The organism is Gottfriedia acidiceleris, from assembly GCF_002128425.1.
Classification (GTDB): Bacteria; Bacillota; Bacilli; order Bacillales; family Bacillaceae_G; genus Gottfriedia; species Gottfriedia acidiceleris.
In genome coordinates this window covers 1-26,831 of the sequence record NZ_NESS01000009.1, presented here as the reverse complement: position 1 = coordinate 26,831, position 26,831 = coordinate 1, and the positions used below count along the sequence as shown (strand labels likewise).

The 26,831-nt window shown below is 32.4% G+C and carries 21 protein-coding genes; 7 read left to right on the top strand and 14 right to left on the bottom strand.

The window, feature by feature from the left end:
• Positions 1–431: 431 nt before the first annotated feature.
• Together B6K90_RS16305 and B6K90_RS16300 are read right to left on the bottom strand one after the other, a co-directional pair.
• Entirely contained in the window at positions 432–2,081 is a 1,650-nt protein-coding gene (locus tag B6K90_RS16305) for a glycosyltransferase family 4 protein (protein WP_088013827.1), read from the bottom strand.
• Complete coding sequence (locus B6K90_RS16300) at positions 2,078–3,175, bottom strand: CotS family spore coat protein (protein WP_088013826.1); 1,098 nt, start codon at positions 3,173–3,175, stop codon at positions 2,078–2,080. Before B6K90_RS16300 ends, B6K90_RS16305 begins: the two co-directional genes overlap by 4 nt.
• A gap of 237 nt (positions 3,176–3,412) precedes the next feature.
• Between B6K90_RS16300 and B6K90_RS16295 the strand changes: the two genes are divergently transcribed.
• Entirely contained in the window at positions 3,413–4,444 is a 1,032-nt protein-coding gene (locus B6K90_RS16295) for an NAD-dependent epimerase (protein ID WP_088013932.1), read from the top strand.
• A gap of 220 nt (positions 4,445–4,664) precedes the next feature.
• On the opposite strand, the gene B6K90_RS16290 is transcribed toward B6K90_RS16295, so the two are convergent.
• Positions 4,665–5,945, bottom strand: a complete 1,281-nt coding sequence (locus B6K90_RS16290; RefSeq protein ID WP_088013825.1) for a helix-turn-helix domain-containing protein — start codon at positions 5,943–5,945, stop codon at positions 4,665–4,667.
• Positions 5,946–6,254: 309 nt separating this feature from the next.
• On the opposite strand from B6K90_RS16290, the gene B6K90_RS24375 reads away from it, so the two are divergent.
• From B6K90_RS24375 to B6K90_RS16270, 4 genes are read left to right on the top strand one after another with little or no spacing between them, the layout of a single operon-like run.
• Positions 6,255–6,380 carry a hypothetical protein gene (locus B6K90_RS24375; protein WP_088013824.1) on the top strand — a complete coding sequence of 42 codons (126 nt, stop codon included), beginning with the start codon at positions 6,255–6,257 and terminating at the stop codon, positions 6,378–6,380.
• Positions 6,381–6,385: 5 nt separating this feature from the next.
• On the top strand, positions 6,386–7,948 hold the full coding sequence (locus B6K90_RS16280; protein WP_088013823.1) for a spore germination protein: 1,563 nt from the start codon (positions 6,386–6,388) through the stop codon (positions 7,946–7,948).
• A 25-nt stretch (positions 7,949–7,973) separates the two neighbouring features.
• Positions 7,974–9,077 carry a GerAB/ArcD/ProY family transporter gene (locus B6K90_RS16275; protein ID WP_088013822.1) on the top strand — a complete coding sequence of 368 codons (1,104 nt, stop codon included), beginning with the start codon at positions 7,974–7,976 and terminating at the stop codon, positions 9,075–9,077.
• Entirely contained in the window at positions 9,064–10,227 is a 1,164-nt protein-coding gene (locus B6K90_RS16270; protein ID WP_088013821.1) for a Ger(x)C family spore germination protein, read from the top strand. The genes B6K90_RS16275 and B6K90_RS16270 overlap by 14 nt, the downstream gene beginning before the upstream one ends.
• Positions 10,228–10,276: 49 nt before the next feature.
• Here B6K90_RS16270 and B6K90_RS16265 read toward each other — a convergent pair whose 3' ends face one another.
• The 8 genes from B6K90_RS16265 to kynU all read right to left on the bottom strand — a co-directional run bounded on the left by B6K90_RS16265 (position 10,277) and on the right by kynU (position 20,780).
• On the bottom strand, positions 10,277–11,317 hold the full coding sequence (locus B6K90_RS16265; RefSeq protein ID WP_167555402.1) for a CotS family spore coat protein: 1,041 nt from the start codon (positions 11,315–11,317) through the stop codon (positions 10,277–10,279).
• Between the two features lie 1,106 nt (positions 11,318–12,423).
• A complete protein-coding gene (locus B6K90_RS16260) occupies positions 12,424–13,905 on the bottom strand; it encodes a sodium:solute symporter family protein (protein WP_088013819.1) in 1,482 nt (493 codons plus the stop codon).
• Complete coding sequence (locus B6K90_RS16255) at positions 13,905–14,102, bottom strand: DUF3311 domain-containing protein (RefSeq protein WP_088013818.1); 198 nt, start codon at positions 14,100–14,102, stop codon at positions 13,905–13,907. Before B6K90_RS16255 ends, B6K90_RS16260 begins: the two co-directional genes overlap by 1 nt.
• An 18-nt stretch (positions 14,103–14,120) precedes the next feature.
• Positions 14,121–15,314, bottom strand: coding sequence for a M20 family metallopeptidase (locus B6K90_RS16250; protein WP_088013817.1), 1,194 nt, complete (start codon positions 15,312–15,314; stop codon positions 14,121–14,123).
• Positions 15,315–15,483: 169 nt separating this feature from the next.
• On the bottom strand, positions 15,484–16,785 hold the full coding sequence (locus B6K90_RS16245) for a hypothetical protein (RefSeq protein ID WP_088013816.1): 1,302 nt from the start codon (positions 16,783–16,785) through the stop codon (positions 15,484–15,486).
• 244 nt (positions 16,786–17,029) lie between these two features.
• On the bottom strand, positions 17,030–17,785 hold the full coding sequence (locus B6K90_RS16240; protein ID WP_328588124.1) for an alpha/beta fold hydrolase: 756 nt from the start codon (positions 17,783–17,785) through the stop codon (positions 17,030–17,032).
• A gap of 239 nt (positions 17,786–18,024) precedes the next feature.
• Positions 18,025–19,455: an amino acid permease gene (locus tag B6K90_RS16235; RefSeq protein ID WP_088013814.1), complete on the bottom strand. Its 1,431-nt coding sequence runs from the start codon at positions 19,453–19,455 to the stop codon at positions 18,025–18,027.
• Between the two features lie 38 nt (positions 19,456–19,493).
• Positions 19,494–20,780, bottom strand: a complete 1,287-nt coding sequence (gene kynU, locus B6K90_RS16230; protein ID WP_088013813.1) for a kynureninase — start codon at positions 20,778–20,780, stop codon at positions 19,494–19,496.
• Positions 20,781–21,004: 224 nt separating this feature from the next.
• Between kynU and B6K90_RS16225 the strand changes: the two genes are divergently transcribed.
• On the top strand, positions 21,005–21,616 hold the full coding sequence (locus tag B6K90_RS16225) for a TetR/AcrR family transcriptional regulator (RefSeq protein WP_088013812.1): 612 nt from the start codon (positions 21,005–21,007) through the stop codon (positions 21,614–21,616).
• Between the two features lie 54 nt (positions 21,617–21,670).
• Here B6K90_RS16225 and B6K90_RS16220 read toward each other — a convergent pair whose 3' ends face one another.
• From B6K90_RS16220 to B6K90_RS23800, 3 genes are all read right to left on the bottom strand, one after another.
• Positions 21,671–23,203, bottom strand: coding sequence for a long-chain-fatty-acid--CoA ligase (locus B6K90_RS16220; protein ID WP_088013811.1), 1,533 nt, complete (start codon positions 23,201–23,203; stop codon positions 21,671–21,673).
• A 30-nt stretch (positions 23,204–23,233) separates the two neighbouring features.
• Positions 23,234–24,415, bottom strand: a complete 1,182-nt coding sequence (locus B6K90_RS16215; RefSeq protein WP_088013810.1) for a CaiB/BaiF CoA transferase family protein — start codon at positions 24,413–24,415, stop codon at positions 23,234–23,236.
• 555 nt (positions 24,416–24,970) lie between these two features.
• Positions 24,971–25,120, bottom strand: coding sequence for a hypothetical protein (locus tag B6K90_RS23800; protein WP_167555401.1), 150 nt, complete (start codon positions 25,118–25,120; stop codon positions 24,971–24,973).
• Between the two features lie 265 nt (positions 25,121–25,385).
• Here B6K90_RS23800 and speB point away from each other — a divergent pair, with 265 nt between their 5' ends.
• Entirely contained in the window at positions 25,386–26,330 is a 945-nt protein-coding gene (gene speB, locus B6K90_RS16205) for an agmatinase (RefSeq protein WP_088013808.1), read from the top strand.
• Positions 26,331–26,831 lie beyond the last annotated feature (501 nt).

The window sequence follows — 26,831 nt, the reverse complement described above, 5'->3', positions numbered from 1 at the left end:
ATATATTTGAGAGATTTTCCGTGTTATTTGAACTAGTTTTGTACTATATAATTCGTGTTTTGGTATTAAATACTTCGGTCTGACATTCATTAGGCGATTTGAAGATTAATTGCGTCGGCATGAAAATTAATTGAGCCATTTAGCATTATTTAAGACAGATTTTCCATTCACGGTATAGTCATTCATTGCACTAGGATGAGCGTTGATTAAGGCGGTTTAAGCTTTAATTAACCATGTTTACCATTCATGGTATTGGCATTCATTACACAAGTTTTAGCGTTAATTTAGCCGGCTCAAGCATTAATTTAGCCATGTTAATCGTTCATGGTATCGACTTTCAATTTTCAAACTAAAAAAGGCTTATCTCAAAAGTCCTTAACCTTATGAGACAGCCTCTTTCTATTTAGACAATTTCCATAATATGAAAATTTTTATCGATTTCTGTTTCTATATAATTCAGTGACGCTTGTAATTCTCTTTAATGCAAAAGGTTCTGAATTAACTTGATTAGATTGATTGTTAGATCCATTTCCTACCCTTCTTACTTCATTTGCATATGGGTTTGGGTATGGGTTTGAGTTTGAATTTACATTATTTACAACCTGATCAGTTACTCTTCTAATTCGTTTTAATACCCTTGGATTAGTATTAGCGGTATAATCCTCAATTTTTACGACTACATTATCTCTTGGAACTAATTTAGCTTTTTCAACTAGGATTTTTTCCATTGGTTCTGTTTCAGTCTGAGTTAGAGTTTCTGATTCTTCTACTTTTGATTCAACAGTTGGCTCTTTTACTTCAATGATTTCTGTTGTTGGTTGTTCTAATACTTCAGATACATTGTTATTAGTTTCGATCAACTGTGTATTTTGTACTGCAGTTTTAAATAATGTTTGAGGTTCATATTGTTCTAATTGTTCTGGAGAAATAGATGAAGCATATTCAGTTTGGCTCCATGCAGATAGAATTTCATTCGCTACACGACTCCATAAATACTTAGTAACTGCAAGTTCTCTACCTTTTCTTCCCATATTCTTCATTAAAGTTTTATTTGATAATATTTCTGTGATTTTGGTAGCGAATTCATTTGGATCGACTGGATTTTCTACGATTAATCCATTCTCACCTGGAATAATGACTTCAGGATTCCCCCCTCGAGCAGTTGTTACAATTGGAAGTCCAGCTGCCATCGCTTCATAGTGAACCCTTGCAAGTGGCTCTTGCCATAATGAAGTACATACAAATAAATCGGCTACAGCAAACCAGTTGTGTATTTCAAAAGGTGATACAAACCCTGTTGTAATAATTGGTACATCTTGTTTTTTTGCTATAGCTCGAATATAGGCAACATAGTCCGTAACATTATTTTGACTAAACCAATTGCTTCCTACGATGACTAAAGCTAAATCTTTGAAGGTTTTTGAAAGTGTTGGTAATGCTCTTATTAGACGGTCTACGCCTTTGTTTTCTGAAAGTCTTCCTGCAAATAAAATAACCGTTTTATTTTCTAAGCCAAACTCTTTTCTAAGTGTATTTCTCGTACTAATCATTTTTGAATCATTTCCAGGTAAGAAACGGTCAGAATCAACACCTGAGTAGATTGTTCTGATTTTATTTGCACTTTGAGGATAAAGTTCACGAATGACATTTCCTACATAATCACTTACCGTAACAATACTGGAAACTTCTTCTAATACCATATTCGCTTCATCAACAGCGATTTTCCCAATATTAAACATATCATTATGCATGCTTAATGTGATTTTTGATTTTGGTGCTACTTTTCTAATCGGAAGTACAAGACGTGGTCTGTTAAAAATGTGGATTAAATCAAATTGATTTCCTTTAATGTATTGAACTACACCTTCACGATATAGTTCTAATACTTTCCCTGGAACACGTACATAATTTACACCGTCGATTGTTTCTTCATCTGGTAATGATGGATCATTAACACCTAATACTGTTATATCGTGTACTTTACTTAAATAAGGTAAACTACCTGCTATATAAGTCTGAATCGCACCACCTAAAACTGGAGGTACTGGTAGGTTTTCTGTACATACCATTAATATTTTCATTCTTTTCCACTCCAGTCGTTGCGAACTTCATTCAATGTTGCCCACTTTGACTGCTCTAAGTCAACGATTGATTGAATTAATTGTTTAGTCGTTTCGCCTAAAAATAATTCTGGTTCATATAGTACTTCTTTAATGTTTTTATAGAATTCATTTGGCATTGCAAAATCAATCATTAATACTTCATATAATTCTTTCGAGATTGGATTTGCTTCGTGATATGCGTTAATCATTTCCCTTACCCATGTAGCATCCCAAGCAAATAAATCAGACATTGTACCAGATATTAGTTTTCTAAGATCACGAATTGGCAAATCATATGCAACCCCGTCTAAATCAATGATCCACATTCCATTTGGACCCATTTGACCATTTGACCATCCGTAATCTTGGTGAACTAAGCCCCAACTTGCGTTACCTTCATTCACCATATTAAAGTAACTAGAATTATTTAGGTCTTCCATACTCTTTCTTGCTTGTTCTTGAAATGTATCTACTACATTTAATAAATCCTGACTAGCAGGCATTTCTTCATAAGCTAAGGCAATCGTTCTGAACCAATTCATTTTGTTATATATTTTTTCATAACTTTTTGGCCATTTGTGCAATCTTGATGCAATTTCTGCTTGAATCGGTGGTACATACCCTTTACTTAAATGATGAAACTCACCAAGTGCATAACATAACTGCTTAGCACCTTCTAAATCTTTAGAAACAGGTGCCAATTCTTCTATCCATTCTGCAACGAACCATAGCTTTCCACCAGCTTCTACATATTCCTCGCCATCTCTAGTTCGAACGATTGCTGGAACTCTTGCCTTTTGCACTTCTACTAAATACTTCTGAGCTCCTAAACTAAACATACTTCTCGTAGGTCTTCTGTGTAAAAGCTTAAAGCTTTTTGGTCCATCGTTCGTTTCAATTTTCCAAATTGCTCCACCTTTGTCGGCTTTAGTAGTGATGACTTGCATGCTATTTACTTGAAGGTCATAAAACTTTAGTACTTCAAGTCCAATTTTTTCAATATATTCAGGCACATAGAATTCATCATGAATAAGCTCATCGACGATCCAAGGCTCAATTATTATATTATTCAATTTCTCCCTCCTACTTTTTAGAGCCCATAAAAAAATTCACATTTCTTTTTAATGAAATGTAATATATGGTTGCTTATTTATTTTTTTGCTCTAAATGTGATTAGACCTAATGTAATAATATGATTTTGTCCAAGTATTGTGAGGGTATATGTGTATTCTATTAAAAAAGTATTTTCTTCTAATCTAGTTAAATACATATTTCGATTTGGATTCGAACTTTGTCGATTTATCCATCATATGATATTGCAACTCTTGTTAAATAAGGAGGTTTTTAACATTAAAAAAGCTGATACTAAGCGCATCTTAATTACTGGGTGTGCCGGATTTATTGGATTTCATCTAAGTCGGCGACTATTAGAACAAGGTTCTCAGATCATCGGAATTGATAATATAAATGATTACTATGATAGACGTCTAAAATATGATAGATTGGATCTTTTAAAAAAATATAAACACTTTAGTTTCATAAATGGCTCAATAGATAATTTGGAACTACTAGAAGATCTCTTTGTACAAAATAATTTCGATCTTGTCATTAATTTAGCAGCACAGGCTGGAGTGAGATATAGTTTAGAAAATCCAGGTTCATATATCCAATCAAACCTTGTAGGTTTTGCTAATATTTTAGAGTGTTGTAAAAACCATCAAATTAAACACCTCATATATGCCTCTTCAAGCTCTGTTTACGGCAATAACAAAAAAACTCCTTCTTCGATTAGCGATCGAGTTGATGAACCAATTAGTTTATATGCAGCTACAAAAAAAGCAAATGAATTAATGGCACATTCATATAGTCATACGTTTAATTTACCTACTACTGGATTACGTTTTTTTACTGTTTACGGACCGTGGGGTAGACCAGATATGGCACTGTTTAAATTTGCAAATTCAATCGTTAACGGACAACCAATAGAGGTTTATAATTATGGAAATATGAAACGAGATTTTACTTATATTGATGATGTTGTTGAATCGATTGTAAGAATCATTAAAAATGGACCACCAAATGAATCGTCTTCGTATTATAAGCTTTATAATATCGGTAACAATAGCCCCGTGAAATTAAACTATTTTATCGAGGTTTTAGAAGAGCAACTAGGTATAAAAGCAAATATTCGATTATTGCCGATGGTTACTGGGGAAGTACTTGAAACATATGCAGATATTAATCAGCTCGTAAATGACATACACTTTAGCCCAACTACTTCAATTGAAAATGGGATTGCTAAATTCGTCGAATGGTTTAAGGAGTATAAAAAGATAAACTAAAGCTATTTAAAAATCAATCTAGAAATTTAAATAACCACAAGGATTGCAATTTCCCTTGTGGTTATTAGTACTTTTTGGATCCCAAACTAAATTACCTAATTCCTAATGCACTCTTAACTCTTTCTAATGTTTTCGATTAATATTTATTATTAGGTGTTAACAGTTGGATTTTGCTTTAAGTAATTCAATTGCTGTTTGATGGCAAAAAAAGAAGCCCGTTTTATGGGCTCATTACATACAAATTACTCGTCCGATTCCGATCGTCACTTAACATTTGGATATAATCTTCATTTAATTGATCTGTTAAATGATCTCTATAGTGCCAAATTGATAATAGGCAAATTTTAAATTTTTCTATTATTCCTGCATTCTTTACTTTTCGAGCTACCTTTATTAATTCATTTAACCCTTCAATATATTGCTTAGTTTCACATTTTAAAAGTGATTGTGCGTAGCAGAAGTCCAAATACAATTGCTGTTTATATAAATTTGAACTATTTGCCATTTCATTAATTACATTTTCATGGAGATTGATTAACGCCGAAGCTTCTTCCAATCTACCTAATTTTACAAAGGATTCTATAATTCTCGGAATTCCTACATATAGATCATCTCGATCTTTAATCCAATCATAATATTCATCAACATAATGTAATTCTTCAAAATCAAGTAATGTAACATAACGATTACCGATTGCAGCCTCTGCAAAAAAATCATTTATTTTACTATACTTTTTAATTATATCTAGCACTTCATCTAAAGAATTACTTAACCTATTTAAAGCGAAACCTTGATATACTAATGCGTAGCCAAAATGCTTTTCATTTTTTGCCATTTTTTCTAATCGCTTAGCATAATGAAGGACTTTGTCCCATTGTTTTAACATATAGTAAGTGGCCGTAATCCATAAAATTGTTAATTCCTGAAAATCATCTGGCATATAACTCACATATTCTAATACATGGACAAGAGTAGCTGGTCCTTCCTCTGTTAATCTAATTAAATAGTACTTTCTAAAATAACTAATAGCAACTTCCTCTGCGGTTTGATCTGGCATGTGATGAATAATGATTTCATATAAAGGCAACGCCTCTTTCTCTTTCCCTTCAGCAAATAACTTTTCAGCAATCTCAAATAAATTTTGTAAATTTTTAGTCCGTATTGTCTTTGATTTTTCCTCTAACATTTCAGAAATGATAAAGTTTAACTCTTTTTTAAATCCATTTATTGCACATTTATAAATAAACGCTACACTTCTTCGTTTATCTAAATATCGATTCTGATTAAAACATAATTGTGTATAGCTCGAGTAAAAATGACCTTCTGCCAAACCGAACGCCTCTGTAATTGCATCTAAATAATGCAAAGATAGTGGCTTTTTATTATTAAAAACTCTACTAATATCACTAATATGGATTCCAGAGCATTTAGCTAAATCAGCTTTATTCCAATTTTTGTCTTTCATTAATGTAAGAAAATCATATAGAAGCATCTGATTCATAAGCTTTCCTCTCCATACTCGGTAATAATCTTTTTTAATTGATCATTCAACCTTTTAACTAGATAAAAAATAGAAAATTAGGTAATATCGCACATAATCTATTAGGTTTATTATACTATTTTGCCGTTTTTTTAAAATAGGAAATATTCAATTATTTAATTAAAATTGATTAATTATTTAAATACTGCTTCATTATCTAGTGTTTTTATTTCAATATGAATATTACTTTTCCTATCTTTCTGCATTCTTTTCCTACAATGGGAAATAATACCTTTAAACTTTATTTATATTTTACATGAGGATGATTAAATGTTTAAAAAGATTATTTCACTAATACCTGAGTATCCGATTTTTATCCAAGCTTTTGTTACCTTTATCGTTCCTGTTGGTTTATCAAAATTTTTCAAATGGGTTCATTTTATGGAGAAAGAGTGATTTAAATGAAGCGGTGGAGATCCAAAGTTAATCAAGAAAATACGGAATCTCTAAATAATGAATCTCAAGATAGTAATGAGAATTTGTCCAGTGATCTTCAAGTAAATTTGGATCGGATGTTTAATGAAATCGGACATAATTCTGATGTGAAATTTAGAGAGTTTCTATTAGGTGAAACAGAAATTCAACTTGCACTTATTTTTATTGATGGTTTATCAGATACGGACTTAATTCAAACTCATATAATGAGCGAGTTAATGGCTGGACTTTCTGCAATTGCAAATGATCAAAAAACAAATGGACTCTCTCTTAAACAAAATGAAATTAAAAAATATATTAAAGAGCAATCACTTGCTGTTTGTACAATTGAAGATGTTAATACTTATAAAAAATTAAAATTGGGAGTATTATCTGGTTCAATTGCATTATTAATAGATGGTATAACTGGATGCTTTTTAATCGGTGAAGCATTAACAAAATCAAGAGATATTAAAGAACCAGATTCAGAAGCACTAGTACGTGGACCAAGAATTGGCTTTGTTGAAAACTTATCTGATAATACAGCACTGCTTAGGCGTTCTGGAAAAACTCCAGATTTATCTATTATAGGATTTGAGATAGGAGAAGTATCAAAAAAAGAATTAGTTATAGCGTACATTACAAATCTTGCTGATTCTCAACTTGTAGAAGAAGTAAAAAAACGAATTAAAAGAATTGAAATTGATACAGTCCCAGATTCTGGTTATATTGAACAATTAATAGAAGATGATTATTTAAGTCCATTTCCTCAGATTCAAAGTACCGAACGTCCTGATCGAGTTATGAGTGCTTTAATGGAAGGTCGAGTTGCCATTTTATTAGATGGATCACCATTTGCACTAATTGCTCCTGTAACATTTCAGATGTTAATACAATCTCCTGAGGACTATTATGAAAGATGGTTGGCAGCTACTTTAGTTCGATTATTACGATATCTTTCATGTTTTATTGCTTTATTTGCTCCATCTTTATACATTGCATTTATTTCATTTCATCAAGGCTTAATTCCGACAAAGCTAGTATTTCATATAGCAGCAACTAGAGGTGGCGTACCATTTCCTCCGTTAATTGAAGCACTAATAATGGAAATTTCGATTGAAGTATTAAGGGAAGCCGGCCTTCGTTTACCAAAACCGATTGGGCAATCTTTAGGAATTGTTGGAGGATTAATTATTGGCCAAGCCGCAGTTGAAGCAGGAATTGTAAGTACAATCATGGTAATTGTAGTTGCAGTAACGGCAATTTCCTCATTTACATTACCACAATATAATGTAGGAATTGCCCTTCGTATGCTTCGTTTTTTATCCATGCTTTTTGCAAGTGTATTTGGTTTATATGGAGTCATATTATTTTTCCTATTAGTATTTAGTCATTTAGTTAAACTCAAAAGCTTTGGTGTTCCTTACTTAAGTCCCGTTGCTCCAGTTCGATTTAGTGATTGGAAAGATTTCATCGTAAGAGCTCCTTTATTTATGATGAAAAATCGACCTAAAAGCCTACAAGCAAAAAGAACAAGAAGAATGAAATAGAATATGAAAGGAGGAGTACTAAGTTATGAATTCAGAGCCAATTGATCGTATATCAGCGCATCAAACTATGATGCTAATCGTAAATTTTATTTTTGGTGCAGGTATTTTAATATTACCAAGAACGATTACTGACAAAGTAAAAACGCCAGATGGTTGGATATCAGTTATTATTTCGGGCTTGCTTATTACCTGTTTAATCTTTTTACTAGTTATGTTGTGTAAACAATATCCTAACGAAACATATTTTCAATTCAATCAAAAAATAATTGGTAAATGGTTAGGTATTTCATTAAGTATCATTATCATCATATATTATATTTGCCTTTCAGCTTTAGAGGTTCGGGTAATGGCAGAAACTACTAGATTATTCTTATTACAAGGCACTCCTACTTGGGCTATTTTAATACCCTTTTTGTGGATTGGTTTATATTTAGTTCTAGGAGGGATTAACCCAATCGCTAGAATTTTGGAAATTATTTTTCCAATCACTGTATTATTCTTTCTATTAGTTATTTTATTAGGAATTGGAATTATTGAAATAGACAACCTACGTCCTGTACTAGGAAATGGAATTAAACCTGTCTTTAATGGACTCAAAACAACTTCCCTTTCTTTTTCAGGTTTTGAAGTGATTTTATTTATCTTTATGTTTATGAAGGATAAAAAGAAAGTATCAAAAACAATTATGTTAGGAATAGGTATTCCATTCGTTTTTTATACAATAACGGTGGTAGCAGTAGTCGGTGCTTTCTCGGTAGATGGTGTTTTATTGCAAACTTGGCCCGTTCTTACTTATATTCGCAGCTACGATATACAAGGTCTATTTGTAGAACGTTTTGACTCACTACTTTTAGTTATTTGGATTATGCAAATTTTTGCTACATATATCATTGCCTATTATATTTGCACCCTTGGAATGGCTCAAATTTTTAATAAAAAAAATTCGAATCCATTCCTCTTTGGTACATTACCATTTATTTATATTATTTCAATGATTCCTAAAGATATAAATCAAACTTTAAAAATGGCCGATAGAATCGGAAATACTGCATTTTATTTATTTGGTATTGTCCCTATTCTCCTATTAGTGATTTCTTTTGTGAGGAAAAAATTAAATGAGAAAATGTAAGTATAAGAGAACTTTGATCATTTCAATTTTAAATATAAGTCTTTTAATTTTATTATCGGGTTGCTGGAGTAGTAAACCAATTGAGGACTTAAACATAATAGTCGGTTCTTCTATAGATAAAGATGAAAACGGCAAATTAAAATCGACTCTTCAATATGTTGTTCCTGAAGCAATGACCACAAAATCAGGTGGAGGCGTTCCTACAAAACCTTATATAAATGTAATCGGGGAAGGCATTTCGTTAGAACCTTCTGGATGGGAAACAACTTTAAGTAGGGAAGGATACATTTTTGGGGCGCATCAAAAATGTGTTGTAATTAGCGAAGAACTTGCTAGAGAAATAAAGCTACGTGAGCTGACCGATTTGTATTTTCGAGATATAGATATTCGAGGGAGTACTCTGATTTTCATTTCAAAAGGCAAAGCTACAGAAGCACTAGAATCGAAGGAACCAAATGTCATCCCTTCATTACGGATCGTTGAAATTGCTAATAAATCATTGACTTCAGAAATTGTCAGCAAAACACCTTTAATAAAAATAGGTGGATTAATGAACTCTGGTTCTAGCTTCCTCCTCCAATTATTAGAAACCACAGATAAAGGTGCTAAATTTTCTGGCGGTGCAATTTTTAACGGTAAGAAAAATAAAATGATTGGCACTCTTAATACACAAGAAGTAGAAGGGATTAATTGGATCACTGCACAAGGTAGAGGCGGAGCAGTTAAGGCTTACACAAAAAAATCTGATGGTCCGACTTGGTTTCAAATTGAATCGGTTAAAAGTAAAGTGACACCTCATATAAAAGGTGACAAAATCTCTTTCGACGTAAAAATTGAGTCTGAAGGAAGAATTGCAGAATATTGGAATCCCAAATTAAGACCTGCATTTCAAGAGAAAACTCTTAAAAGAATCCAAAAAGCAACTGAAGAGGAAGTTACAAAAATAGTAGAAAATGTTACAAACAAGCTTCAAAATGATTATAAAACAGATGTTGCTGGATTTGGAAACGAAGTAAGAATTCAATACCCAAAAAAGTGGAAAAAAATGAGTAAGAATTGGGATGAACGATTTAGTAAAGCTAAAATAAACTACGATGTTAATATTATAATAAGAGACTATGGAATGATCGGAAAGAAAAAAAACAAATAAAAAATAAGGCTCGAATCCATAAACTAACAGGATTTGAGCTTTATCATTTTTAAGGTTTTAGTTTTAGTACTTCATTTGTTTGTAATAACACGTTAGAAATTATTCGTTCTTTACTTAATTCCAATGTAATTATTTTTTTCATTTTTAATACTAGACTAGGATCCTCCAAAAGTGATTCCTTACTTTCGTAATGTGTAGAATATATGTCATAAAATAAATGAGGAAATAATAAATCAGCTTTAAGTAACTGGTACTGCGAACATGATAGCGGATTCATCTCCTGATATGCGATAATTATTTTCTTCATTAACTTTGGATTCCAATTTTGTTCTTCTTTCATTACGATATTTAAAATTCTTCTCATATCATGAATCGGCAATTCGATTTTTAATGAACTCATATTTAAGAAATATAAATTCCCGTCTTCTCCAATTGTAAGATCTTTTACATCAAAATTTTGGTAGCATAATGTTTTCGCGGTCTCTTCTCCCACTTCTGCTATATAATATTTATCAATTATTGCTAAAGCTTTTTCACATTGCATTAAAAGCATATTTATATTTTTTAAAAACAACTTATCGATTTCATTTTGATGCTTTATCTTTGCTCGCTCTTCTTTCCATTTTGTTAATTTTATAAATTTAGTTTGTAATTCATTTTTCCAATTTGTTTGAATGGATGAAACGTTCTCATTTGTTAATTCAATACCTATTGAAGCTTTATGAAAAGAAGCAATCCCATTCATCAACAAGATAAGATCTTCTTCACTCTCAAAATTTGGACTCTTTCCATTAACAGCTTCAAATAACATAAAATATTCATCTTCCATTCTTACAAAACCGTCACCTAATTTAGCTGTTAATACCTCTGGTGTAAATACGCCATTATCTCTAAGATAGTCAATTGCATAGATCATAAATTCAATATACCTTTCATCAATTAAAACTTTCTTCAATAATACTTCACCGATATTTGTATCAATGGGCCACTCAGCTTTTTTTTCATCAATGTATTCTAAAGTTCTATGTTTTACTTCTAATGGGTAATTTGCAATAACTTTTTTTACTAAATCATTAAAAAAAGCGTCCAAAATGATTCCTCCCAAATAATACTTATCCACTTTTTAATTTATGAATATGTACAAGTTTAGAGACGGCTAATCTACTAAATAAATTAGGGAGTAAAATATTTTCTACTAATAATTCTTAGACTTTTTTACTTTAATAATCAATTTTATATTGAAGATTTTTGAATTAGTTTCTTTCTATTACAGTTTACTTTAAATTTCCTAATAAAATACAAGACAGAACACAAAAATTAATTTAAAAATCCTAAAGATTAAAACTTTAGAATTTCTCATAAGTTTCAAAAAAGCAGTGTTAAGAATGAAAGAATTATTGAATTTTATTTTGTTTTCTTTTTTGTTTCTTGATTTTTTACGGACTTACATTATTACAAGGATATGATCTACATTATTTAATTTTAGCGATTTATTATATAATAAAGTTGGTTTTATGACTCTTGATAAAATTTTAATTTTTTATTTCATTCTCTATTTTGGACTAACAATGTTTGTGAAACTAAGAAAGAGATAACTTTTTCTAAAATCTTTAAAGTCACGAATAAAATAACCGGCAAAATAATTTGAAACGGTACATGAGTCACTAAAGACAAAACAACATAAAAAACGTCGGATCATTAGACCCGACGTTTTCATGCTGTTGAAAAAGACCTTTGTCAATTAAGTTGGAATTATATCACTGATAAATAAGTTGTGTGATCTTGATTTCCACTACAGTGTGCTCGCTTTCCATGGGGCGAGACCTGAGCCTCCTCGGCGTGCGCCTGTGGGGTCTCAGCCTTCCCGCTAATCCCATAGGAGTCGAGCACCCTTTCGTTCCAATCAACTTCTTTATAAAAAAGAATAATCTTAAAAATAATCTAGATAATTTACAAATCATTATCAATATTGAGCCTAAAAATGTTATATGCCATTATAATGACGTTAATTATGTTAAATTTTTGAAAGTTATTTAATCTATCAATAAGAGACGGTTAAAAGATCATATTTAAAAATATTGCAAATTGCATCGAATATCATTAAATGTTCGTATTTTTTATATTGACGACAATATATTTCAACACACTGAAAACGTCGGATCATTAGACCCGACGCTTTTCTTACTTATAGATGTCTCATTGCTCGACTACTCTATCTATCCGCTTATTCGCTGACATACTATTTCTTGTAATAAGACTAACAGCAACCATTACAAGTGCATTAATAATTAGGGCAATAATCCCCACATTTAAGTCTTTCACCAATTGTGGAAGGTGTGGAAAAGTTTGTGCAAACGTCTTTTCACCTAAATCAAAAATTGAAACAATAACCCCACCAAATATAATTCCAGTTGTAGCGCCCTGCTTTGTTACAAAGTTCTTTTTCATTAAACTTAAGAAAAATGGTGGAGCAAGCTGCGTTATAAAATTATACGCCACAATTGCAATACTAAATAAAGAGCTACCACCTTTAAAAGTAAAATATAAACCAATTAAAGTAATAAAAGGAACAATTAATTTTATTAGTTTTGTAATATGTACTTCTGATTTAGAAGGAACTACTACTTGATAAATATTTTTAACAAATAATGTGGATATTACCATTAAAATCAAAGAAGCAGGTACTAATGCAGCTAATACCCCCGTTCCTCCTATTAATCCGACGAACCATGGATCAAAAGTCTTTTTTGAAAGAAGCAATAATATTTTGTCACTATCACTTCCTTGTAACCCTTTAATTTGTAAGATTGCTGCAAAGCCCACGAAAAAAGCAAATAATAAAATTAATTGATACAAAGGCATTATGATTGCGTTTTTTCTTAAAACTTTTGCATTTTTCGCTGCAAAAATAGGCGGAAATGAGTGAGGCCACATATACATCCCAATCCCACTTAATATAATAGTAGAAATATACCAAGTTAAATTCATCCCATGTTCTGGAAGGATTGTAAAGTTTGGCTTTGCTTGTTCAATCGCCTGATACATCGGCTTAATACCGCCATAAAAATGAATCGGAAAATAAATACCTAAAAATAAAATGATAGCAAGAATTAAAATATCCTTTAAAACAGAGGTCCATGCTGAACCATGAATTCCTGATAGCATGACGAATAAAGTAACCCCGAGTGCGCCAAATAAAATAGCCATCTTTGAAGAAATAACGCCATAAGATGTAATTTCAACGATATAGCCTAAGCCTTTAAGTTGTAATACTAAGTAGCAAAATAAAGCGACGATTCCAACTATAGCAACAAGTACTCCAAGAATTGGACTACTGTATTTCTTCGCCATAAAATCTGACTGAGATATTAGTTTATGTTTTTTAGAGTATTTCCAAATCTCAGGAAAAGCCCAATAAGATATAATTGATGCAATACATCCGTAAGATACGATACTAAATATGGAACCACCTTCACCGTATGCTGATCCACTTGCACCTAAAAAGGTAAAGGTTGTATACATTTCGCCAGCTGATAATAAAAAGATGAAAAGCGTTCCCATTCCCCGGCCACCAACAGACCATTGTTCTAAGTTCATTTCTTTACCTTTTTTTGACCATATTCCAATAATGATGGAAACAGCGAAAAATAAAAATATAAATAATGTTCCTGTATTCATTATATTGCCTCCTCTTTATTCGCAGGATCAAAAAGATAGATTAAACCTAAAAATACAGTAGTGAGAAGTGACCAAAGTACAATCGAAAAATGGAAAAATGGCATACCAAGTACGTAAGGAGTAACCTTATTCGAAAACAACGCACCTATTACAAAACCAATAACCGGGATAAAACCAAGTAAATAGATTTTTTTCATACTCTACTCTCCTTCATTTTAATTATTTAATATGTTAATAGCTCCTTGGACAAATATCTTTATTCCATCTTTTAAAGCTCTCTCATCAATATTAAATTTCGGATGATGGTGTGGATACACTATTCCCTCTGCCTTATTTCTTGCACCTACAAAAAAATAAGTCCCAGGAACTTCATGAAGGAATGCTGAAAAATCTTCACTTCCCATTATTGGTTTAATTAATTCACGATTTTCTTCTCCAACTATTTCACAAACAGTTTTGTCTATTAAACTAGTTACTTCATTATCATTAATGACCGGTGAGTACCCGAAATGGTATTCAATCTCATATTTAGCTCCATGAGCATCGGTAATACCTTTTACTATTTGCTCAATCAAGTTCGGTATGTTATTGCGAACTTCATTGTTAAAGCTCCGAACAGATCCACCAATAGTAGCAAAATTAGGTATAATATTTACTGCTGTACCACCATTAAATTGAGTAACTGAAATGACAGCTGTATCAATTGGATCAATCCTCCTTGAGATGATATGCTGTATGTTTGTTACAACTTGAGTTCCAATCAGAATTGGATCAATTGTTTGATTCGGCAAAGAAGCATGGCCTCCCTCACCAATGATTGTAATTTTAAACATGTCTGCACCTGCCATCATAGGGCCATAATTTAAACCAATTTTTCCGGTTTCCAAATTACTTACTAGATGTGCTCCGATAATCATATCCACTCCATCAAGCACTCCTGCATTTACCATCTCAATTGCACCACCAGGTGGTAATTCTTCTGCGTGTTGGAAAATAAATCGTATCTCACCTTTAATCTTTTCTTTAAAACTACAAAGGATTTTCGCAGCTCCTAATAGCATCGCCGTGTGCCCATCGTGACCACATGCATGCATTATGCCATCTTTTTTAGAACGAAATTCAATTTGATTTTCTTCCTGTATTGGAAGTGCATCCATATCCGCTCTGATTGCAAGCACTTTTCCTGGATCATTTCCTTTTAGTCTAGCTACAATACTAGTCTTTGTTGGTCTAGAAATTTCTAAGCCCCCAAATGACTTTAGTTTGTCATACACAAATTGAGCAGTATTTTCTTCTTGGAATGATAATTCCGGGTTTTCATGTAAATACCTTCTCCATCCAATTACTTCTTCGTTAATCGCACTTACTACATCATCTAATTTTAATTCAGAAAAAACATTATACTTCATCACTAAACCTCCATGATTCTTTCAAAATTCTTTTAAGGAATATTTACGGTCATTTTCCTTATATACTGATTTTATTACTTGAAAACGTTTTCTACAATATATTTTTGTTAAAAATTCAAAATATTAACAATGTTTAATGCAAAAAATAAACATTCCAAATTTGAAATGTTTATTTAAAGCGATATATTTTACTAGGTCTCCCACGGTAAGATAAGGATTCCTCACCTATGCATTCTAGTAATTCAACTTCACATAAATCTGCTACAATACGTCTAGCATTTCGTTCAGTCATATTAAGCTGCTCAGCTAAACTCTTTGTTGTAAAATTATTCCACCCCATTCTCTTAATAAGGTTTTCAACTTTATGAAATGTCTTTACACTAATATTTCCTAGTTTAAGCTTTTGCAACAACTCTTGGTCATCTGTTCGATAAGCATATGTAATCTCTTCTTCACTACCAAGGGACTCGATGATTTCACCATTTTCTTGTACAATTAATATTTTATGCTTATTCATTTCTTTTGACTGTTGAATTGATTCAATCGCATTTTTCTCTGCAGAAAAAACAGTCTCACCAAATCCAATCCCTACAGAAACCTTTGAATCAGCTTCTAATGATAAATGCTCAATCGTATTTTCTAACATATTAATCTCTCTTTCAATTGCACCTCTAGAACTATAAATTAAATATTTCCCATATCCTTTTTCAATCAATGAACCATTTAATTGTTCGCAAAGTGTTAGAAGTACATTCTTGATACGAAGTTCGATATGCTGTAAATGATAAGGCGATTTTGATTTCCTTATAATACTCTCATAATTTTCTATTTCAACCAATTCTACTCCAATTTGAGAGTCTTTAAAATAAAGCCCTTTTACTTTCTCTATTAGTAGCTTTAATGTATGTCGAATATCAACTTTACTAGTTGAAATCCATTCAACTGGAATTTCAAGTTTTTTTAATTCCTGATAAATAGATGGAAAATTAGTCAAAACACCTTCAATTTTATTTGCGTTCCATAATTCAAGGTGAAATTGTAATATTCCCTCTAAATTAATATCTTCTTCATCAAACTTTTTGATAAAAAGCTGATTGAATGGTTTATTCAACTGCTCTAAAGCATCGTCTAATAAATTTGAATATGTTGGCATATCTACGCTTAATTGCCTAATTAATTTACCATTAAGATATATAATATTTAACAGACTTTTATAAACAGATGACTCTGTATGAGGAACATACAATAATTTTTCAATGGAATGAAGCGTTTTTTTTGCAATATTATATGGTAATTGCCCTGAAAAAAGCCAGACATCAACATCTCGATCATGTTTCTTTACAATCTCTTTTGTTTGCGCAGGCTCATCATATGCAAATGGGAAAAATTCTAACTCCTTTTCATATTCTTTAGAAAAACTTAAAATTCGTTCTAAAGACCACTCTGGGCCGATCAGTCCAATCCGATACATTATTACACCTACCAATTTCTCTAATTTTTATATGGATGACTATGATTTTCTATTTTATCAAGTACTTTATATGCTTATTAATAATCTTAACAGTATTTCACTCGACATGACCATGTTATTTACGTATAGTTGAATAAAAAAAAAAACTTTTCATCAAGAATCGTTTCTTGATGAAAAGTCTTTTTTATTCTTTAAAAGCTTCCCTAAATCTGCTCTTAATATTCTTTTTAAGATTTCCTAAGCATTAAAACGAACTTAAATAATCCTTCATCTCGTTAACTAACTCCTCAGGAGACTCATACATGCTCATATGCCCGGCACTGTTTAAAGTAGCAGTTTTAATATTTTCTTTTTCGATCGAAAAAGTCTTTTCAGGCGGAATAATCTGATCGTCTTTACCCGCAAGTAAAAGTACAGGTAATTTTGTACCGTTAAGTACATGATTTCGGTCTGGTCTATTTTTCATGCTAATTAAAGCATTAACCGTGCCATCTACTGAAGTTTTATACCCAATTTGTTTTGCTTGATCTATTTCTGCACTATTAGTTTGGATATTTTTTGGAGAGAAAAGTTTAGGAATTAACCCATCCACTACGTTTTTCACTCCTTCATTTTTCACTTTATCACTAGTTGCTACTCTACCTTTTTTTGCTTCTTCACTATCCGGATATGCAGTAGAGTGGATTAATGAAAATCCATTTAAGTAATTAGAATATCTTTCCGCGAATGCAAGTGTAATATAGCCTCCTAACGAGTGGCCAAATAACGTTATTTGCTTAATGTTTAATTGATCAAGTAGATCTTTTATGACATCTGCATAATCTTCAATTGTATGCTCTTCTTTTATAGCAGTAGAGTCTCCATGTCCTGGTAAATCAATTGCTATCACACGATAATCCCCTGCTAATTGTGGAATTACTTCTTCCCAATATGCATGACTTCCCATAAAACCATGAATTAAAACGATCGGCTTCCCCTTACCTTGATCCTTATACGCAATTGATAAATTTTCAAGTTCTATTTTACTAGTAATGATCCTTCAACTCCATTCGAGATTTTTCAATGAATACAGGACTTTTTTCATTTACTAAAATACCTATATTCAAAAAGAGATACGAACTAACATAAAGAAATCTTATGAACAAAATTCTGCACTTTAACTATTTTCTCCTCTCTTTTCTCGAAATAATCTTTAAATTAAAAAAGGAGTGTCTCAAAAAAGAGAGACACCCCTATTCATTAAAATTCATCTACTTTCTGCTTAAATACCTCATCGTTATGTTGAATTTTCTGACCTTTATTTTTATTTATAAATAAGTAAGCTACCGATAATACAATTAACCATGGTATTCCAAATTGAAGCATAATTTTAAAGCCAGTAAACCAAGAAGTAATTGTTAGTCCCAACAATAAAATAGCTCCTAAAATTGTGAAGTAAGGGAAACCGATCATTTTTACTGGTAATTTCCGCCCGCCTGACTGTTCCCATTTCCTTCTAAAAAATAAATGTGAAATAAAGATTGTCATCCAAGTAAACATTGCACCAAACATCGAAATTCCCATCATAAATGCATATGAGGAATCTGGTAGTACTGCATTTACGATTCCGGCAACTACAATACCAATGGTTGAAACTGCAAGAGCATTTACCGGAACAGCTTTTTTACTTACTTTTCCTAAAATTTTTGGCGCATGATTAGTTTTTGAAAGTGAATAAACCATACGAGTTGAAGCATATAATTGGCTATTCATCGCTGACAAGGCTGCCGTTAAAATAATAAAGTTCATAAGGCCTGATGCAAAAGGTATATTTAATATTTCCATTACCTTTACGAAAGGACTTTCATCAACCCCCGCTGATTTCCATGGAACGATGATGAGCATGATTGCAATTGTTAATACATAAAAAATTGATAAACGAAAAACTGTTGCTTTAAGAGCTTTTGGAACAGCAATATCAGGTTCTTTTGCTTCACCCGCTGTAACCGCTATCATTTCAGTTCCTAGAAAACTAAATAGTGAAATAAAGACAGCTACCCACATGCCCCACCAACCAAATGGCATAAATCCTCCATCATTTGTTAAATTCTCTACACCAATACTCCCGTTGTGAGATGAACCAAACAAAACATACGATCCAAGAAGGATAAAGCCAACAATTGCGCTTACTTTAATCATTGAAAACCAATACTCGAATGTTGCAAATGTATTAACACTTGTAGCATTTATATAGATTAATACTGCTGCAAAAAAGGCGATCCATACGATTCCAGGTACAGTTGGAAACCAATACTTCATGTAGACTGCAATTGCACTTACCTCTACTCCAACAGCAAGTACTTGCGCCACCCAATATGAGTAGCGAACAAGATATCCAGCCATAGGATGAATATATTTTTCTGCGATTGTTCCAAACGAACCGCTGGTAGGATGTGCAACGGTCATCTCAGCTAAGCACCCCATGAGCAGTAAGACGATTAATGCACCAACTGCATAGCTTAGTAATACGCTTGGTCCGGCAGTTTTTATTGCTAGTCCACTTCCAAGGAATAACCCCGTCCCAATCGCACACCCCATTGCAATCATAGTTAGTTGACTAGTTTTTAGCTCTCTTTTTAAGCCTTTTTCTTGCTCGTTTTCAATTTTATAATTAGTGGTGGATTTCTTCATGATTTCATCCCCTTGTCCCCTTAAATAGCCAACTAAACTTACGCCACAACTTCACGTTCATTTTTAAATTTTTCATATTGCTTTTTTGTCATGATTTTCTTAAGTGTTTGTACAACTTCCCAAACTTCCTCGTAAGAAGTGTAAAGTGCAACTGGTGCAAGTCGAATAATATTTGGTGCTCTGAAGTCAGGTATAATACCATTTTCTTTCAAACATTTACAAATACGCGCTGCTTCTGCATGCTCAAGACTTACATGTCCTCCTCGTCGTGCATCCTCTCTAGGTGATCCAATGAAAAATCCCATGTCTGGTAATTCTTGTTCAATACAGTCCATTAAAAATTGATTTATTCGAAGTGATTTTTCTCGAATCGCATCAATTCCCGCTTCTGAAAAAATCTCCAAAGATCCTATTAATGGTGCACAGCTTAATACATGTGGAGTACCGATTTGATAAGCTCCAGCGGTTTCAGCAGGAGTTAGTATGTGCTCCATATCAAATTGCTTATCTTTTCTTGAACTAAACCAGCCTGCAAGTCCCGGCATTGCTCCAAAATGTTTACGATTAACAAATAAACCACCTACACCACCTGGTCCACCATTTAAGTGTTTATAATTACACCAATATGCAAAATCAACATCCCACTCACTAAAAGAATGTGGAATTGATCCAACAGAATGACAACCATCAAAACCGATTAAAATTCCTCGTTTATGAGCTTCTTCAGTCAAGCGTTTCATATCTAAAATTTGACCACTACGGTATAAAACTGTTGGTAAAATAATTAAAGCGATTTCTTCTGTCATTGCGTTAATAATGTCGTCTTCTTCTAAATAACGTCCATCTTTACTTTTAACGCAAATAAGATCTTGATCAGGATCTAACCCATGTATACGTAATTGACTTTGAAGAGCATAAATATCTGATGGGAATGTAAGCTCATCTGCTAATATCTTTTTTCTATTACCTTTTGGTTGAAAAAAAGTAGCAACTAATTGATGTAAGTTAACGGTCGTGGAACCGGTTACAATTACTTCCTCAGAAGAAGCACCAACTAACGGAGCTAATTTTTCTCCTAATTTTTCAGCCATGAAAAACCATGGATGATTTCCATTTGTCCAACCGTCTATACCATAGTTCTTCCAATCTTCCAATGATTCTAGTAAAGTACGTTCAGCTCTTTTAGAAATTAGGCCTAATGAATTACCGTCCATATAGATTGAACCAGGTTTTAAGTAAAACTCATCTCTAAACTGTCTAAGTGAATCAAGACTGTCCATTTTTTTTGCGTATTCTAAACTTGTTTCAGTAACTTTCGTACTCATACTGTTCCTCCTCTATCAATCTACTATATAAATCTATTTGTGAAAAAATCATATCAAATTAACTGACATTATGTCAATGACACAGTGTCATATTTTCAGATAATAAAAAAAGTTTCAACTAATGACCAGGTTTTTTATTAACCGTACAGTGTTTTTCTGTCATTTCTTCCATTTTTATTCATTTACCTATATGCTAGAAGTAACTTATGTTGGAGGATCGTAGTATGAGTAATGACAAAGCAGAATCTAAGCGTCAATTACGTTCAATGATGACAAGACAAAAACTTCTAGAAGCTGCTAAAGAAGTATTTCTTGAAGAAGGTTTTCAAAGGGCGACTATCACACAAATGATAAAAAAAGCTGATATTGGTTATGGAACAGCTTATGTTCACTTTAAAGGTAAAGAAGAGCTTTTGATTGTGTTGATGGAAAATGTAATGGAAAAGTTTTATGAAATTGCCGAAACTCACTTTTTTCCAGAAACGAAAGAATCCGCTGAATCTATTATTAATAAACAAGCTACTTCTTTTCTAAAAATGGCAGAAGATGAGAGAAATATGATGCAAATTTTTGAACAAGCTATTGGAGTATCCGAAATCATCTCAGACAAGTGGAAATCGATTCGTGAAAAGTTTATAGACCGCATCTCCATAGATATTAAATATGCACAAGAAACAGGTTTAGCTAGAAAAGCGTTAAACCACGAACTAGTCGCGCGAGCTTGGTTTTTTACAAATGAGATGTACTTATGGGAAATAGTTCGAAATGAACAGCATTATACAATTAAAGAAATTGCAAAAACGATCACATCACTTTATACAACTGGTCTTTATTAAGAACCACATTAAAAAGCTCAAACTTTCACTTCTAGTTTGAGCTCTTTTTAATTTCTAATTTGACTTAGCGCCACAATACATTTCTCGTAAAATATACTTCTGAACTTTCCCAGATGCATTTCGAGGTAGCTGCTCAATAAATTCAACTACTCTAGGAATCTTATACCCTGCTATTCTTTCACGGCAAAAAACTTTGATTTCCTCTAAAGTTAGACGATGTCCTGGTTTTAATACGACAATTGCTGTTACGACCTCTCCCCATTTAGAATCAGGCGTACCGATCACCGCAGCTTCTAAAATAGAATGATGTTCGTATAAAATGTTTTCAATTTCAACTGAATATATATTTTCACCACCGGAAATTAGCATATCCTTACTACGGTCAACTAATGTAATATACCCTTCTTCGTCTACTACAGCTAAGTCTCCTGTATATAACCAACCATCTTTAATCGTTTCTGCCGTTTCTTTCGGTTTTTTATAATATTCCTTCATAATTGTTTCACCTTTTAAAATTAATTCCCCAACTTCACCTGGTAAAACATCTTCATCTTGTTTATTGACTACTTTAATAACTGTATAAAGTAAAGGTGTTTTTCCTGTTTTTCCTAAATGGTGCTCATGATCTTCTGGTGAAAGATAAACGCCAGTAGGTCCCCCTTCTGTTAATCCACATAAGCTGAAAAATTGTTTTGTATTAAATAGATTCATACTTTTCATTAAAATTTCAGGAGGCATAGGGGCTGCACCGTATGCACATCTTTTTATTGAAGAAAGATCATATTGATCAGCATTTGGAACTTGCTGTAAATAGTTATACATTGTTGGAACACCAAAAAATAAAGTGATCTTATATTTTTCTATATCATTTAAGACGTTTACTGGATTAAAATCTCGATGAATAATATTTGTCATTCCTAAATACAACCCTGGTAATAGATAAATTACGAGCTGAGCACAGTGGAATAATGGAGCGACATGTAAAAAACGATCCTGGCAGCTTTGCCCCATTACCGCACTCAATCCATTTATGAGCTTTTCAATTCGTTTATAATCAAAAAGCGCACCTTTTGGTTGCCCGGTTGTACCCGAAGTATATAGTAAATGAAAATCATCGTCTCCTGAAATCTCTACCTGGGGATCTTCGTCAATAGATGAAAACACATCAAAGAAGCTTAAACAATTCGGCGATAAAGTTGTTGGAGCAGTAATGATATTTCTTACTTTCAATGAAGACTTTGAAGCATCTAAAACGACTTTTTCTAGTTCTGAATCACAAACTACAATGACACTATCCGACTGCTCTAAAATATATTCAACTTCTCGTGAAACAAGGCGGAAGTTAATTGGGACGACAACAGCACCTACTTTTACAGCAGCACAATAACTAATCACAAACAAGTCAGAGTTTGCCATCATAAGAGCAAGTTTTTCACCTTTTTTTAAACCTAGTTTCTGTAATCCCCATGCAAAACGATTAACCATTTTATTGAATTCCATGTAAGTGTATGTACGGTCTTGATAGACTAATGCTAATTTATCTGGGTGCCTTTGTGCGTTTAACGATAATACATTTCCAAAACTCATTTGCTTACCCCCATATTAAATAATTTAGATTTAATCAGCTGACCTAATAACTCCTTTTTCAATGAATTGATTAATTGTTTGATCATCGTATCCTAATTTTAATAAAACTTCTCTTGTATTCGTCCCAGGTTTTACTCCAACATGTTGATAAGTAGGTTTAAACACTGACGATTTAATAGGTGAACCAATTTGCAATTGATTTGTTCCGTCATTTTTATGGACCTTAACTAATAGCCCCCTTTCTTTTACTTGAGGATGTTTACATGCTTCTTCAAATGTTAAAACTGGTTCAACGCAAGCATCAAACTGACTAAAAATTCCAATGAGCTCATTAAACGTTTTCTTACTAAATGCATTCTTTATTTCGTTTTTAAATAAATCCAACTCTTCTTTAATCTCGCTAAAAGAATAAGGAAGAAATTGAATGATTCCTAAGGCTTCACATAATTGTTTTCGAAATGAAGGTTCTAGACTGCCAACAGAAAAAAATCGACTATCTGCTGTTTCATAATAGTCATAAAACACGCCTCCATTTAAAAGGTGTTCTTCTGGCTTTGGATTAATCTTTTGAGTTAACCAACCAGATCCCATTAAAGATTGCAATGCAAAAGTACAATCTGTCATGCTAATATCAATCCACTGTCCTTCACCAGTTTGCTCACGATGAATAACAGCCGATAAAATGCCAATAATCGCGTGTAATGATCCACCTACTTGGTCTGCAACTTGCACTCCCATCGGAACTGGACGCTCATTCTTTCTTGTCGAATAACTCAATACACCAGTTAATGAAAGATAATTGTTATCATGTCCTGCTCGATTTCGATACGGTCCTGATTGACCATAACCAGTAATTGAACAGTAAATTAGTTTCGAATTTAATTTCCTTAATTTCTCATAACCTAAGCCAAGCTTTTCCAACACTCCGGGTCGAAATTGCTCAATGACAATATCGTACTCCTTTACTAGCTTGTAGATAATTTCAGTACCTTCTTCGCTTTTTAAATCAAGGGTAATAGATTTTTTAGAACGATTAATCGTTTGATGTGCGGCAGATTGGTCTCCATCAAATGGAGGTGAAGTTTGTAATATGTCGGGATGATATGGAGATTCGATTCGTAATACTTCTGCACCTAAATCCGCTAGAATCATAGTTGCATAGGGACCCGGTAAAAGACGAGTAAAATCCAGAATTTTCAATTTATTTAACATGTAGCAAACCTACTTTTCAATATAATTTCCTCACTCCATCTCTAAAGTTTGTCCTTGTACTTTAATTATTCTAGATTAATCGGTATCTCACCTTTTTTTAAAAAGTAGTTAATAAAATATTATTGGATTTATTAAAATTTAGTTAAATTAGAAAAAATGTTTTCATTTATTAGTTGTAGAATAAAGTAGTATAAGCATCAACAAAAAAACTAATAAAGTAGGTGAAATTTTGAAAAAAACCCATGAAACAGAAATCTCTGATGGCAACATTTACTTGGATGATCACAAAATATATTCACCGATAGAGGATCTGCAAAAAATAGATGGTATGAGCCCTTTAAATAGGACTAGTTTAGAGTTAGAAAACAAGCCAAAAGCAATTAGATTTATAGGATATTTTATTATTACTTTTATTATCCTATCTACTTTACTAGTTTTAATTGCAAATTTATTTTACAACTAAATATGTGATACTTTAATTTTCGAGATGCATAGATTGCATCTTTTTTTATTTTCAAGTCGAAAAAAAATAAAAAACCACATATAGTGGTTTTTTTAGTCACGCATTGCTCCTGCCTCACGTGAAGTCATTGCTCCTTGTCCTTGGCTTACATCATTTTGAATTTGTTGTTTTACTTTTTGCGGATTAGTTCCTGATTGCATATTAGTTCCCATATTACCTTTACCTTGTTGATTCTTTGGCATAAAATTCTCCTCCTAATATAATTGTTAACAATCATATTATTTACAAAAACGCTTAGTATATCCCATGGATTTGAGCTAATCAAATAATTAGAATGTTGAGCTATGGTTTATAAAGGGTTTCTCTTTTATCAGTCCTTTTTGAATTCAAAAATAAACATTTTCCCAATAAATAGTTTGACTATTCAGATTTAAAGAACTATAATCATATTAAACTAACTACCGGTAGTTAATAATCAAAAATTTATACAATTTGGAGATGATTTTTATGAAATATCCACTTTCCCCTGATGTAAAACCTGAGTTTTGTACAACTGGAACATTTATGAGACTACCTTCTGCAAGAGAAAATGCGAAATTAGCAATCGTTGGCATGCCTTTTGATACTGCTGCTTCATTTCGTGTTGGTGCACGCTTTGCTCCACAAGCAATCCGACAAGCTTCTATGACTTTATTCCCATATCATCCGATTCATAAGGTATATCCATTTGACGACAGCAATGCGATCGATATTGGAGATGTATCAGTTATTCCTCATAATATTCATCGAAGCTATAAACTGATGGAAGACGCAATGTTTGAATTAATGGATAGTAATATTATTCCAATTGGTTTAGGTGGCGACCACTCAATCACTTTAGCAAACCTACGAGCTGCTGCAAAAAAGTATGGCCCTGTTGCGATGATTCATTTTGATTCGCATACAGACACTTGGGATACATATTACGATGAAAAATATTGGCATGGTTCACCTTTTATTCGAGCTCACGAAGAAGGTCTTCTAATTCCAAACAAGGTATTCCAATTAGGTATTCGAGGCACGTTGAATCATCCAGGAGATATAGATGCTAGCCATGAGCTTGGATACAATGTTATTACTACTCCGGAAATGTATGAACGTGGTTTTGAAGGTATTTTAAAACAAATGAAAGAAGTTATTGGAGATACTCCGTGTTTCCTAACTTTTGATATTGATTTTGTCGATCCATCTTGTGCACCAGGCACTGGGACACTTGAAGTAGGTGGATACAATAGTATGGAGACCTTAAAAATGATTCGTTCATTAACTGGCTTCAATTTTATTGGCTTTGATATCGTTGAAGTACTCCCATCATATGATCCAACCCAAATTACATCACTTTTAGCTGCAACTCTTGTTCATGAATTTGCTAGTTTAGCTACATTGCAAATTAATAAAGAAAACTCAAAGTAATTTAAAAAGCTCTGTTTCTTTTAGACAGAGCTTTTTCCAGGGTATTGAAATATAGCCTTTTCTGATGAAACTTTTATGAGTAAGACGTTTTCTGCTTTTTTCTTATTTACTTACACATGAACCTCTTATAAGTAAGTATGTTTCTCGTTTTTGCTTTTTTAGTTACTCATGAACTTCTTATGAGTAACTACATTTTAGATTTTTGCTATTATACTTACTCATGAACCCTTTATGAGTAACTACATTTTAGATTTTTGCTATTATACTTACTCATGAACCCTTTATGAGTAACTACATTTCTCGTTTTTGCTTTTTTACTTATTCATGAAATGAGTAACTACATTTTAGATTTTTGCTATTATACTTACTCATGAACCTCTTATGAGTAAGTATGTTTCTCGTTTTTGCTTTTTTACTTACTCATGAACCCTTTATGAGTAACTACATTTCTCGTTTTTGCTTTTTTACTTACTCATGAACCCTTTATGAGTAACTACATTT